Origin of the sequence: Stenotrophomonas acidaminiphila (assembly GCF_014109845.1) — a bacterium.
Classification (GTDB): Bacteria; Pseudomonadota; Gammaproteobacteria; order Xanthomonadales; family Xanthomonadaceae; genus Stenotrophomonas; species Stenotrophomonas acidaminiphila.
Genome location: NZ_CP043567.1, coordinates 1,822,186 through 1,833,126 on the forward strand (window position 1 = coordinate 1,822,186; position 10,941 = coordinate 1,833,126).

Annotated in this window: 13 protein-coding genes and 1 pseudogene; 7 read left to right on the forward strand and 7 right to left on the reverse strand. The window is 71.5% G+C overall.

Going from position 1 to position 10,941, the window contains the following annotated elements:
• Positions 1-7: 7 nt before the first annotated feature.
• The 6 genes from F0P95_RS08345 to F0P95_RS08370 form a co-directional block, all read right to left on the reverse strand.
• Positions 8-1,426, reverse strand: coding sequence for an RNA polymerase factor sigma-54 (locus tag F0P95_RS08345; protein ID WP_182336506.1), 1,419 nt, complete (start codon positions 1,424-1,426; stop codon positions 8-10).
• Between the two features lie 42 nt (positions 1,427-1,468).
• Entirely contained in the window at positions 1,469-2,188 is a 720-nt protein-coding gene (gene lptB, locus F0P95_RS08350) for an LPS export ABC transporter ATP-binding protein (protein WP_182336507.1), read from the reverse strand.
• Positions 2,188-2,727 carry a lipopolysaccharide transport periplasmic protein LptA gene (gene lptA / locus F0P95_RS08355; protein WP_182336509.1) on the reverse strand — a complete coding sequence of 180 codons (540 nt, stop codon included), beginning with the start codon at positions 2,725-2,727 and terminating at the stop codon, positions 2,188-2,190. Before lptA ends, lptB begins: the two co-directional genes overlap by 1 nt.
• Positions 2,696-3,271 carry an LPS export ABC transporter periplasmic protein LptC gene (gene lptC, locus F0P95_RS08360; protein ID WP_182336511.1) on the reverse strand — a complete coding sequence of 192 codons (576 nt, stop codon included), beginning with the start codon at positions 3,269-3,271 and terminating at the stop codon, positions 2,696-2,698. Before lptC ends, lptA begins: the two co-directional genes overlap by 32 nt.
• Positions 3,268-3,816 (reverse strand): KdsC family phosphatase, encoded by a 549-nt coding sequence (locus tag F0P95_RS08365; RefSeq protein WP_054663788.1) that lies wholly within the window; start codon positions 3,814-3,816, stop codon positions 3,268-3,270. The genes lptC and F0P95_RS08365 overlap by 4 nt, the downstream gene beginning before the upstream one ends.
• Before the next feature lie 63 nt (positions 3,817-3,879).
• Positions 3,880-4,881: a KpsF/GutQ family sugar-phosphate isomerase gene (locus F0P95_RS08370; RefSeq protein ID WP_182336513.1), complete on the reverse strand. Its 1,002-nt coding sequence runs from the start codon at positions 4,879-4,881 to the stop codon at positions 3,880-3,882.
• Positions 4,882-4,933: 52 nt separating this feature from the next.
• Between F0P95_RS08370 and F0P95_RS08375 the strand changes: the two genes are divergently transcribed.
• From F0P95_RS08375 to F0P95_RS08385, 3 genes are read left to right on the forward strand one after another with little or no spacing between them, the layout of a single operon-like run.
• On the forward strand, positions 4,934-5,164 hold the full coding sequence (locus tag F0P95_RS08375) for a BolA family protein (RefSeq protein ID WP_054663793.1): 231 nt from the start codon (positions 4,934-4,936) through the stop codon (positions 5,162-5,164).
• A gap of 32 nt (positions 5,165-5,196) precedes the next feature.
• Positions 5,197-6,468 carry a UDP-N-acetylglucosamine 1-carboxyvinyltransferase gene (gene murA, locus F0P95_RS08380; RefSeq protein WP_182336515.1) on the forward strand — a complete coding sequence of 424 codons (1,272 nt, stop codon included), beginning with the start codon at positions 5,197-5,199 and terminating at the stop codon, positions 6,466-6,468.
• Positions 6,465-6,785 (forward strand): hypothetical protein, encoded by a 321-nt coding sequence (locus F0P95_RS08385; protein ID WP_054663800.1) that lies wholly within the window; start codon positions 6,465-6,467, stop codon positions 6,783-6,785. The genes murA and F0P95_RS08385 overlap by 4 nt, the downstream gene beginning before the upstream one ends.
• A 312-nt stretch (positions 6,786-7,097) precedes the next feature.
• Here F0P95_RS08385 and F0P95_RS08390 read toward each other — a convergent pair whose 3' ends face one another.
• Positions 7,098-7,982: an outer membrane protein assembly factor BamD gene (locus F0P95_RS08390; protein WP_182336517.1), complete on the reverse strand. Its 885-nt coding sequence runs from the start codon at positions 7,980-7,982 to the stop codon at positions 7,098-7,100.
• Positions 7,983-8,093: 111 nt separating this feature from the next.
• Here F0P95_RS08390 and rluD point away from each other — a divergent pair, with 111 nt between their 5' ends.
• The 4 genes and pseudogenes from rluD (at position 8,094) to F0P95_RS08410 (ending at position 10,874) form a co-directional block, all read left to right on the forward strand.
• Complete coding sequence (rluD, locus tag F0P95_RS08395) at positions 8,094-9,077, forward strand: 23S rRNA pseudouridine(1911/1915/1917) synthase RluD (protein WP_182336519.1); 984 nt, start codon at positions 8,094-8,096, stop codon at positions 9,075-9,077.
• Positions 9,078-9,080: 3 nt separating this feature from the next.
• Entirely contained in the window at positions 9,081-9,860 is a 780-nt protein-coding gene (pgeF, locus tag F0P95_RS08400) for a peptidoglycan editing factor PgeF (RefSeq protein ID WP_182336521.1), read from the forward strand.
• Positions 9,857-10,381: pseudogene (locus tag F0P95_RS08405) on the forward strand (DUF4166 domain-containing protein); the annotation flags it as partial. The gene pgeF and the pseudogene F0P95_RS08405, both read left to right, overlap by 4 nt.
• A gap of 64 nt (positions 10,382-10,445) precedes the next feature.
• Positions 10,446-10,874 (forward strand): thiol-disulfide oxidoreductase DCC family protein, encoded by a 429-nt coding sequence (locus F0P95_RS08410; RefSeq protein WP_182336523.1) that lies wholly within the window; start codon positions 10,446-10,448, stop codon positions 10,872-10,874.
• Positions 10,875-10,941: the final 67 nt, after the last annotated feature.

Sequence of the window (10,941 nt, forward strand, 5' to 3'; positions counted from 1 at the left end):
GAACGTTTCAGACAAGGCGTACGCGTTCGTGGGAGGCGGAGATGTTCATGGCTTCACGATACTTCGCCACGGTGCGGCGCGCCACCGGTATTCCGCTGCTCTTGAGCATGTCGGCCAGCTTGGCGTCAGAAAGCGGCTTGCGCGGGTTCTCGGCTTCGATCAGGCGCCGGATCATCGACTGGATCGCGGTGCTGGAGGCCTCGCCGCCGCCATCGGTATCGATGCCCGAGGCGAAGAACGCGCGCAGCGGCAGGGTGCCGCGCGGCGTGCGCACGTGCTTGCGGGCGATGGTGCGGGAGATGGTGGATTCGTGCAGGTCCAGCTCGGCGGCGATCTCGCGCAGGGTCAGCGGCCGCAGCGCCTGGGCGCCGAACTCGAGGAACCCGGCCTGGTGGTGCAGCAGGCTGTTGACCACCCGCAGCAGGGTCTCGCCGCGCGCTTCCAGGCCCTTGAGCAGCCAGCGCGCCTCCTGCAGCTGGCCGCGCAGGTAGCTGGCGTCGGCATCGCCGCAGCGGCGGATCAGCTGCTCGTAGCCGCGGTGGATCACCACCCGCGGGCCGGCATGGCTGGCAAGGGCGGCCTTCCAGACGCCGCGCTGGCGCCAGACCACGCAGTCGGGAACGACATAGGTGTCCGGGGACACTTCGCCCAGCTGCCGGCCCGGGCGCGGGTCCAGCGTGCGCAGCAGCTGCACCGCCTGTTCGACGGCCTCGGCCGGTTGCCGCAGTTCGGCGGCGATGCCGGGGATGCCGGCCCGCGGCAGGCGCTCCAGCGGCCCCGCGGCGATCTGCCGGGCCAGGCACAGGCCCGGCGTGGCGGCGGGCAGGGCATCGAGCTGCAGCGCCAGGCATTCGCCCAGGGTACGGGCGCCGATGCCGGCCGGATCGAAACGCTGGATCCGGTGCAGCACGGTGAGGATCTCGTCCTCGCCGGCGGCGATGTCCGGGCGCAGCGTTTCGGCGATGGATGCCAGCGGTTCGCGCAGGTAGCCGTCCTCGTCCAGCGCGTCGATCAGGGCGACGCCGATGGCGCGGTCGCACGCGCTCAGGTGGGACAGGTGCAGCTGCCACAGCAGGTGGTCGGCGAGGGTGTCGGCTTCGGCGACGCGCTCGCTGGCGTCGCCGTCGTTGTCGTCGAACGAGCCGCCCTGGCCGCCGCTCCACTGCTCGCCTTCGCCGGGCCATTCCATGCCCTCGTCGGCGCGGCCGTCGCCGGCATCGGCCACCGCAGGGGGGGGATCCGCTTCGCCCGCCGGCTCGCCCGGCGCGGCCTCGTCGGCCCATTCCAGCAGCGGGTTGCTCTCCACCGCCTCGGACAGTTCCAGTTCCAGTTCGGCGCTGGACATCTGCAGCAGGCGGATGGCCTGGCGCAGCTGCGGCGTCATGACCAGCTGCTGTCCAAGCGATGTCTGCAGCCGTGCTTTCATCCCGGTTCCAGGCAGAAGGAGGACCGGCCTGCCGCGGCTGGATCAGAGCGTGAAGCTGTCTCCAAGGTAGACGCGGCGGACGTCGGTGTTGGACAGCAGTTCGTCCGGCGCCCCCTGCGCCAGCACGCTGCCCTCGTTGAGGATATACGCGCGGTCGCAGATTCCCAAGGTCTCGCGGACGTTGTGGTCGGTGATCAGTACGCCGATGCCGCGCTGCTTGAGATGGGTGACGATGCGCTGGATCTCGCCGACCGAGATCGGGTCGACGCCGGCGAAGGGTTCGTCGAGCAGGATCAGGCGCGGCTTGGCGGCCAGCGCGCGGGCGATCTCGCAGCGGCGGCGCTCGCCGCCGGACAGGCTGGCGCCGGCCTGGTCGGCGACATGGCTGATCTGCAGCTCGTCCAGCAAGGCCGACAGTTCGCGTTCGCGGCCATCGGCGTCCAGGTCCTCGCGCAGCTCCAGCACCAGGCGGATGTTGTCGGCCACGCTGAGCTTGCGGAACACCGACGGCTCCTGCGGCAGGTAGCCGACCCCCAGCTTGGCGCGGGCGTACATCGGCTCGCCGGTGATGTCGCGGCCGTCCAGCACGATGCGGCCGGCGTCGCTCTCGACCAGCCCCACGATCATGTAGAAGCAGGTGGTCTTGCCGGCACCGTTGGGGCCGAGCAGGCCGACCACCTCGCCGGCATCCAGCGACAGGCCGAACTCGCGCACGACCTCACGGTTCTTGTAGCGCTTGCGCAGGCCTTCGGCGACGAGCATTACTTCTTCTCTCCCGCCGCGGCCGGCGCCTTGTTCCTGGGCTGGATCACGGTGCGCACGCGGGTGCCGTCGCCACCGCTCTGCATGTCGCCGCTGCGGGTGTTGTAGACCATGCGCTGGCCGGCGTTGGAGCCGCGCTCGGAGTCGACCTTGTAGTTGCCGGTCAGCACGATCACCTCGCTGTTGACGTTGTAGTCCATGTTGTCGGCGCGGGCGTTCATCCAGGTGCCGTCGTCCATCTGCTGCTTGAGCGTGGCCTGCTTGCCGGTGAGCACGACGCGTTCGGTCTCGCCGTTCTTCTGGATCACGTCGGCGGCGTCGGCGTGGATCTCCAGCGTGCCCTGGACGATGACCACGTTGCCGCTGAAGCGGTACTTGCCGTTGCCGCCGGCCAGGTTGCCCTCGCTGTGGTCGGCGACGATGTCCATGGGCTGGTTGCGGTCCGATTCCCTGGCCGCGGCCACGCCGGGAACGAGCGCGGCGGCGAGCAGGACGGTCGGCGCGAGCTTAGCGAGCCTGGCGGGCAGCATTGGGTTCATAACGGGTCTTGACCTGGGAAAGGAGGGAATACTGCCGGGATTTCAGGTCGGCCTCGAAGCCGACGCCGGTCTGCCGCAGGCCCGGGCGGGCCATGGTGACGGGTTCGGCGGTACGGGCCAGGCTGCGTTCGGGGAACACGTCCAGCGCGGTGGTGCGGAAGGTCGTCGGCGGGGTGCCGCCGTCCTGCGGGCTGTCGCCGGCGACGTTGCCGCGCAGGCGCAGCTCCTCGCCCTTGGGGCTGACCCAGCCGGTGTCGGCGCGCAGCTGCCAGTGCCGGCCCTCGGCGTCGGGCAGCAGGAACAGCGGCCGGACGATGGACGAGGTCTGGTCGGCGGCGTTGCGTTCCATGGACGGCGCGCGCAGCGTGGCTGCCTCCTTGCCGTCCTTGTCGAGGGTGACGATCTCGAAATCGCCCAGCACGTAATCGGCGCGGACCTGCGAGGCGCCCGATGGCGCCTGGGTCCCGCGGTGCCGCCATGCCGACCAGCCGCTGGCCAGCGCCGCCAGCAGCAGGCCGGTGCCGATGACCATGCGCCAGTTCATCGCGCGTACTCCGCCACGACCGCATCGAGCCGGCCCTGCAGCGCCAGCAGCACGTCGCACAGCTCGCGCGCGGCGCCGCGGCCGCCCTCGGCGCGGGTCTGCCAGTGCACGCGCCCGGCGATCAGCGGGTGCGCGTTGGCCGGCGCCACCGCCAGCCCGACCGCGCACAGCGGGGCCAGGTCGGGCAGGTCGTCGCCCATGAACGCCACCTGCTCCAGGCCGATGCCGAAGCGCCCGCACAGCGCGCGCACGCTGGCCAGCTTGTCGCCGACCGCGATCTGGGTGTCGATGCCCAGGTCGGCGCCGCGCCGCTGCGCCGACAGGCTGTTGCGCGCGGTGATCAGCACCGGGTGGATGCCGTGCTTCTGCAGCAGCTTCAGGCCCAGGCCGTCCTGCACGAAGAACGCCTTGCTCTCGTTGCCGGCGTGGTCGTAGTACAGGCGCCCGTCGGTCAGGGTCCCGTCCACGTCGAAGCACGCCAGCCGGATGGTGGCGGCGACGGCATGCAGTTCGGCGGGAAAGTGGGCGAGGGGAGACCAGGACATGGTGCGGGCGATCCGTTGCGGCGGGGCGGGCCATCGGGCCCGGAAGCGTGATTGTGCGGGCTTTTAAACCACTTTTGCCCGCAACAGGTCATGAATGTTGAGGGCACCGACGGCGCGGCCTTCGCCGTCGACGACGATCAGGCCGTTGATCTTGTACTGCTCCAGCATGCGCGCCGCTTCCACCGCCAGCTGGTCGGCGCCGATGGTGCGCGGCGCGCGGGTCATCACCTGGGCGATGCCGGCGGTGCGCACGTCCAGGTCGGTGTCCAGGGCGCGGCGCAGGTCGCCGTCGGTGAACAGGCCGACCAGGCGGCCGCCGGCGTCGACCACGGCGGTCATGCCCAGGCGCTTGCGGCTCATCTCCATCAGCGCCTCGCTGAGGCTGGCGTCCTCGCGCACGCTGGGCAGGTCGGCGCCGCCGTGCATCACGTCGGTGATGTGCAGCAGCAGGCGCCGGCCGAGGCTGCCGGCCGGGTGCGAGCGGGCGAAGTCGTCGGCGGTGAAGCCGCGCGCGTCGAGCAGGGCCACGGCCAGGGCGTCGCCCATGGCCAGCGAGGTGGTGGTGCTGGAGGTCGGCGCCAGCGCCAGCGGGCAGGCCTCGTGGTCCACGTTCACGTCCAGGTGGATGTCGGCGGCGCTGGCCAGGCTGGACTGCGGCCGGCCGGTCATGGCGATCAGCGGGTTGCCCTGGCGCTTGAGCACCGGCAGCAGCATCAGCACCTCGTCCGACTCGCCGGAGTAGGACAGCGCCAGCACCACGTCGTCGGCGGTGATCATGCCCAGGTCGCCATGCCCGGCTTCGCCGGGGTGCACGTAGAACGCCGGGGTGCCGGTGGAGGCCAGGGTGGCGGCGATCTTGCGCGCGATGTGCCCGGATTTGCCCATGCCGGTGGCGACCACGCGGCCGCGCGAGCCCAGGATCAGCCGGCAGGCGGCGGCGAACTCGGTGCCGATACGGCCGCCGACCCGGTCCAGTTCGGCGCGCTCGATCTCGAAGACGCGGCGACCGCTGGCGATCAGGTCGGCGTCGTGCAGCGAGTCCGGCGAAAGGGGGGAAGCAGCCATGCGGGCGCCACTCGGGGAGTAGAATGGGCGTTCATTTTATTAGGAAAGCGACTTGGACGCCGAGACCATCCAGAACCTGATCGAAGCCGGCCTGCCGGGCGCCCGCGCCCAGGTGAGCGGCGATGACGGCGTGCACTTCGAGGCCACCGTGGTCTGCGAGGCCTTTGCCGGCAAGCTGCCGCTGGCCCGCCACCGCATGGTCTATGCGACGCTGGGCGACCTGATGGGCGGTGCGATCCATGCGCTGGCCCTGAAAACCGTCACTCCCGGCGAAGCCGGCTGAGCCGGCCCCTCCTACCTACTGGCCTCATACACATGGCGAAAATCGTGGTCACCGGCGGCAACGCGCTGAACGGTGAAGTCAATGTCTCCGGCGCCAAGAACGCCGTCCTGCCGATCCTCTGCGCGACCCTGCTGGCCGATGCGCCGGTGGAGATCACCAACGTGCCGCACCTGCACGACGTGATCACCACGGTGAAGCTGCTCGGCGAGCTGGGCGCCAAGGTCACCATCGACCAGGGCACCCTGTCGCGCGGCAGCGCGATCGTCGTCGACCCGCGCAGCGTCAACCAGCACGTGGCGCCGTACGAACTGGTCAAGACCATGCGCGCCTCGATCCTGGTGCTCGGCCCGCTGCTGGCCAAGTACGGCGCGGCGGAGGTGTCGCTGCCCGGCGGCTGCGCGATCGGTTCGCGCCCGGTGGACCAGCACATCAAGGGGCTGCAGGCGCTGGGCGCGGAAATCACCGTCGAGAACGGCTTCATCAAGGCGCGCGCGGAGCGCCTGAAGGGCGGTCGCTTCACCTTCGACATGGTCAGCGTCACCGGCACCGAGAACGTGCTGATGGCCGCGGTGCTGGCCGAAGGCACCACGGTGCTGGAAAACGCGGCGATGGAGCCGGAAGTCACCGACCTGGCGCACTGCCTGATCGCGCTGGGCGCGAAGATCGAGGGGCTGGGTACCGCACGGCTGGTGATCGAGGGCGTCGAGCGCCTGGACGGCGGCCGCCATGCGGTGCTGCCGGACCGCATCGAGACCGGCACCTTCCTGGTCGCCGCGGCGATGACCGGCGGCCGCGTGGTGATGCGCAACGCCCGCCCGGACACGCTCGACGCGGTGCTGGCCAAGCTGGTCGAGGCCGGCGCGAAGATCGAGACCACCGAGGACACCATCACCCTGGACATGCAGGGCCGGCGGCCCAGGGCGGTCAACCTGACCACCGCGCCGTACCCGGCGTTCCCGACCGACATGCAGGCGCAGTTCATGGCGCTCAACTGCGTCGCCGACGGGGTGGGCGTGATCAACGAGACGATCTTCGAAAACCGTTTCATGCACGTCAACGAGCTGCTGCGCCTGGGCGCGGACATCCAGGTCGAGGGCCATACCGCGATCTGCCGCGGTGTCGAGCGGCTGAGCGGGGCGCCGGTGATGGCCACCGACCTGCGCGCGTCGGCCAGCCTGATCCTGGCCGGGCTGGTGGCCGATGGCGATACCACCATCGACCGCATCTACCACCTGGACCGCGGCTACGAGAACATCGAGGAAAAGCTCGGTGCGCTCGGCGCCCGCATCCGGCGCGTGTCATGATCCTGCGCGGCAGATTCACCCCGCGCCGCCGCGCGCTGCTGGTACTGGTGCTGCTGGCGCTGGGCTGGCTGGGCTGGGCCTGGTACGCCGGCATCGCCATCACCCGCGGCGTGGAGAAGGAGCAGATGGACTGGAACGGCGACGGCCAGGTCAGCCGCGACGAGTTCTTCCAGGCGTTCTACGCGGTGAAGGTGGCCGATACCCAGGAAGGCAACCGCCACTGCCGCAGCTTCGCCTGGCGCAGCACCGGCGAGGAGTTCCGCCGCGACTGCAGGACCGTGTTCAAGGCCGACGACGCGGCTGCCGCCAAGCCGTAACCGGCCCTGTCGCGGCGCACTGCGCCGCGACGCGGTGCCAGGCAGGGCCTGGCGCCGCCCCGCGAACCTCGTGTCGGGCATCCGCCGCAGCCCCTGCCGGCCGCGCCCGGCAACCCGTGGCGCAGTGCGCGCGGGACTGTCCCGGACGCCTTGCCGACCCTGCGACTGGGCACCGGGCCGTTGCCCGGCGCCCCTGGCTGCCTGCGCGCCCGGCGCGGTCGTGGCCGCTGGCGCGGGCGCTCGCCTTCCCCAGGAACGCAAAACGCCCCTTGCGGGGCGTCGTACGTGCGACCCGGCCGTGGCCGGCGCGGATTACTTGCGGTTCATCCGCGCGTTGCGCTGGCCGGTGGCGGCGGACTTCTCGCCGGCGAACGGGTTGAGCTTGCGCGCGATCCACGGGTACTTCGGCCATTCGCCCTGCAGCCATGGGTGGCCGGGCTCGTTGAGCTCGAGCACGCGGCGGGCGTCGTCGGCCAGGGTCTTGTTGCCCAGGTGGACGTAGGACTCGCCGAGCAGGGCCACCGCGTCGTTCTGGAAGGCGCTCTGCGGGTAGGTTTCCAGCAGGTAGGTGGCGCGGCCGGCGGCCGAGACCCAGGCGCCGCGGCGGGCGTAGTACAGGGCGTTGTCCATCTCGTGCTGGGCGAACACGTCGCGCAGCTCGATCATGCGCTGGCGCGCGTCGGCGGCGTAGCGGCTGTTCGGGTAGCGCTCGGTGACGATGTTGAAATCGGCGTAGGCCTGGCGCGGCGTGGACAGGTCGCGGCGGCTGGAGTCCAGCGACCACACCCGGCGCAGGAACACGGTGTCGCTGTTGCCGTTGGCCAGCCCGCGCAGGTAGTACAGGTAGGCGATGTTGCGGTGGGTCGGGTAGGTGCGGATGAAGCGGTCGATGCTGGACACCGCGTCGTCGTTCTTGCCGGCCTTGTACTGGGCATAGGCGCTTTCGATCATCGCCTGCTCGGTGTACGGGCCGTACGGGTACTGGGCGATCAGCCGCCTGAAGCTGGTTTCGGCACCGGACCAGTTGCCGCCTTCCATCAGCCTGTGGCTCTTTTCGTAGAGCGTCTCGACCGGCATGCCCTCATCGGCGTTCTTGCCCTTGGCGCCGCGATGGCAGCCGGTGGCGGCGAAGACCAGGACCAGCAGCAGGGCGGTGATGCGGACGGGAGCGGACAGCAGCGGGGAGCGTCGGATCATGGGTCGGGGCGGGACGCGGCAGGAATACGAAGGGGCGATGATAGCCTAGTGACCTGTCCTGCGACTGATTCCTGTCGCCGGGACCCCCCGAATTCCGCCGATACCCCTGCCATGTCCGACAACGCTTCCCTTCCTTCCCGCCAGGCGCGGGTGCCCGACGCCGCCGCCGGCCGCCGTTTCGACGCGGTGCTGGCCGAGCTGTTCCCCGAATTCTCCCGTTCCCGCCTGAGTGAATGGATCAAGTCCGGGGCGGCGCTGCTCGACGGCGTCCCGGCCCGTCCGCGCGATCCGGTGCGCGGCGGCGAGCTGGCGACCCTGAATGCGACGCTGGACACCGAGACCGACGCCATCCCCGAGGACATCCCGCTGTCGGTCCTGTACGAGGACGAGCATGTCTTCGTGATCGACAAGCCGGCCGGGCTGGTGGTCCACCCGGGGGCCGGCAACCCCACCGGTACCCTGGTCAACGCGCTGCTGTTCCGCGACCCGTCGCTGGCATCGGTGCCGCGCGCCGGCGTGGTCCACCGGCTGGACAAGGACACCAGCGGGGTGATGGTCGTGGCCCGCACCCTGCAGGCGCAGACCGCGCTGGTGGAGCAGTTGTCCGCGCGCGAGGTGCACCGCCAGTACCTGGCCGTGGTGAGCGGCGCGCTGGTGTCCGGCGGCACCGCCGATGCGCCGATCGACCGCCACCCGCGCGACCGCCTGCGCATGGCCGTGCGCGAGGACGGCCGCGATGCGGTCACCCATTACCGCCTGCGCGAGCGCTTCCGCGCCCATACCGCGCTGGAATGCCGGCTGGAAACCGGCCGTACCCACCAGATCCGCGTGCACATGGCGCACCTGAAGCACCCGATCATCGGCGACCCGCTCTACGGCGGCGCGCTGAAGCTGCCCAAGGGCGCCACCGACGAACTGGTTTCGCAGCTGCGCGGCTTCAAGCGCCAGGCGCTGCACGCCGAGACGCTGGAATTCACGCACCCGATCACCGGCGAGGCGATCCGCAACAGCGCGCCGGTGCCGGCCGACATGCTGGCGCTGATGAAGGCGCTGCGCGAGGACAGCATCCTGTTCGCCGAACGCGAGCGGCGCTGAACCATGGCCGCCGCGTTGCCGCTGCTGCCGGCGGCCTGGCCGGCCGCCCCGGGCGTACGCGCGTTCACCACGCTGCGCCACGGCGCGGGTGGCTCGCAGCCGCCGTTCGACAGTTTCAACCTGGGCAACCGCAGCTCGGCCGAAGGCGACGACCCGCGGCAGGTACAGCGCAACCGCGATGAACTGCAGCGGCTGGCGGGCCTGCCCTCGGCGCCGCACTGGCTGCGCCAGGTGCATGGCACCGGCGTACTGCGCTTCGACGCGCCCGCCGTGGCGCAGGCCGCCGATGGCGAGCCGGTGGCCGATGCCGCGGTGACCGCGGTGCCCGGCGTGGTCCTGGCGATCCTCACCGCCGACTGCCTGCCGGTGGTGTTCGCCAGCCGCGCGGGCGACGAAGTGGCCGCCGCCCACGCCGGGTGGCGCGGGCTGGCCGACGGCATGCTGGAGGCCACGCTGGCGGCGATGCATGCCCCGGCGTCCGATGTCATCGCCTGGCTCGGCCCCGCCGCCGGGCCGGCGCACTACGAGATCGGCGCCGACGTGCGCGATGCCTTCCTGGCGCATTCGGCCGCTGCCGAAACGGCATTCACCGGCACCCGGCCCGGCCACTGGCGGGTGGACCTGTACGCGCTGGCGCGGCAACGGCTGCAGGCCGCCGGCATGGACGCTGCGGCGATCCACGGCGGCGACCAGTGCACCATCGCCGATCCCGCGCGCTGGTTCTCGCACCGCCGCGATCGTCGCAGCGGACGCATGGCCACGCTGGTGTGGATGGCGCGGTGAACCGGCCGCTGTTCGAGCGGGTGCTGGGCACCGCGTTCGCGCAGCTGCCGCCGGTACTGCGCGCGCTGCATTCGGTGCCGCGCCGGCAGCGCTGGGGTGGCCAGGCATGCGTGCGCCGCGGCCGCCATTGGCTGGTGGCGCCCTGCGCCTGGCTGGCGCGGCTGCCGCCGGATGCGGAGGCGGTACCGGTGACGGTCGAGTTCGTGATCGATGGCGCCGGCGAGCGCTGGGACCGCCGGTTCGGCGACGCGCGCATGGCCTCGCGGCTGTGGGCGCGGCAGGGACGCCTGTGCGAACGCCTGGGCGCGGTGCGCTTCCGCTTCGCGCTGGAAGCCGTGGACGGTGAGATCCACTGGCGCGCCGAGCGTGCCTGGGCCTTCGGCGTCGTGCCGCTGCCCGCCCGCTGGTTCGCGCGGGTGCGCTGCCGCGAGCGCGCGGACGGCGACCGCTACGCGTTCCTGGTGGACGTGGCGATGCCGCTGGTCGGGCCGCTGATCCGCTACGAAGGCTGGCTGCTGCCGATCGAAAACCGGGAGGCAGAACCGGACGTCCCCGCCTCCGGCCGCATCGACGGAGGCCGCGGCCATGGGTGAAGGGACGCCCGACTCCGACGCCGGTCCTGCGCCGGTGATCGTGTTCGATGGCGTCTGCGCGCTGTGCAGCCGCTGGGTGCGCTTCCTGCTGCGTTTCGACCGCCACGGCCGCTACCGCTTCGCGGCGATGCAGGGCGCGCACGGGCGCCGGCTGATGCGCGCCCATGGCCTCGATCCGGATGATCCGCTGTCGTTCCTGCTGGTCGAGCAGGGGCACGCGCATACCGATACCGACGCCATCGTGCGCGTGCTGGCCGGCCTCGGCGGCCCGTGGCGGCTGGCGGCACTGGCGCGGTTGCTGCCGCGCCGCCTGCGCGACCGCGGTTACCGCTGGCTGGCGCGCAACCGCTACCGCTGGTTCGGCCGCCATGGCAGCTGCTACCTGCCATCGCCGGAGCAGGTTCAGCGTTTCCTGGATTAGGCGGGGCAGGGCGTTACCGCGGCGGCGCGGGAACGACGCCGTTTCCGGTGCATGCCCGGGTTGCCGG

Excerpts from the sequence above, each read along its gene's own strand:
- murA (WP_182336515.1), top strand. The coding sequence starts at position 5,197 with ATGGCGAAAATCGTGGTCACCGGCGGCAACGCGCTGAACGGTGAAGTC.
- rluD (WP_182336519.1), top strand. The coding sequence starts at position 8,094 with ATGTCCGACAACGCTTCCCTTCCTTCCCGCCAGGCGCGGGTGCCCGAC.
- F0P95_RS08370 (WP_182336513.1), bottom strand. The coding sequence starts at position 4,881 with ATGGCTGCTTCCCCCCTTTCGCCGGACTCGCTGCACGACGCCGACCTG.
- F0P95_RS08390 (WP_182336517.1), bottom strand. The coding sequence starts at position 7,982 with ATGATCCGACGCTCCCCGCTGCTGTCCGCTCCCGTCCGCATCACCGCC.
- F0P95_RS08385 (WP_054663800.1), top strand. The coding sequence starts at position 6,465 with ATGATCCTGCGCGGCAGATTCACCCCGCGCCGCCGCGCGCTGCTGGTA.
- F0P95_RS08365 (WP_054663788.1), bottom strand. The coding sequence starts at position 3,816 with ATGTCCTGGTCTCCCCTCGCCCACTTTCCCGCCGAACTGCATGCCGTC.
- F0P95_RS08410 (WP_182336523.1), top strand. The coding sequence starts at position 10,446 with ATGGGTGAAGGGACGCCCGACTCCGACGCCGGTCCTGCGCCGGTGATC.
- lptB (WP_182336507.1), bottom strand. The coding sequence starts at position 2,188 with ATGCTCGTCGCCGAAGGCCTGCGCAAGCGCTACAAGAACCGTGAGGTC.
- pgeF (WP_182336521.1), top strand. The coding sequence starts at position 9,081 with ATGGCCGCCGCGTTGCCGCTGCTGCCGGCGGCCTGGCCGGCCGCCCCG.
- lptA (WP_182336509.1), bottom strand. The coding sequence starts at position 2,727 with ATGAACCCAATGCTGCCCGCCAGGCTCGCTAAGCTCGCGCCGACCGTC.
- lptC (WP_182336511.1), bottom strand. The coding sequence starts at position 3,271 with ATGAACTGGCGCATGGTCATCGGCACCGGCCTGCTGCTGGCGGCGCTG.
- F0P95_RS08345 (WP_182336506.1), bottom strand. The coding sequence starts at position 1,426 with ATGAAAGCACGGCTGCAGACATCGCTTGGACAGCAGCTGGTCATGACG.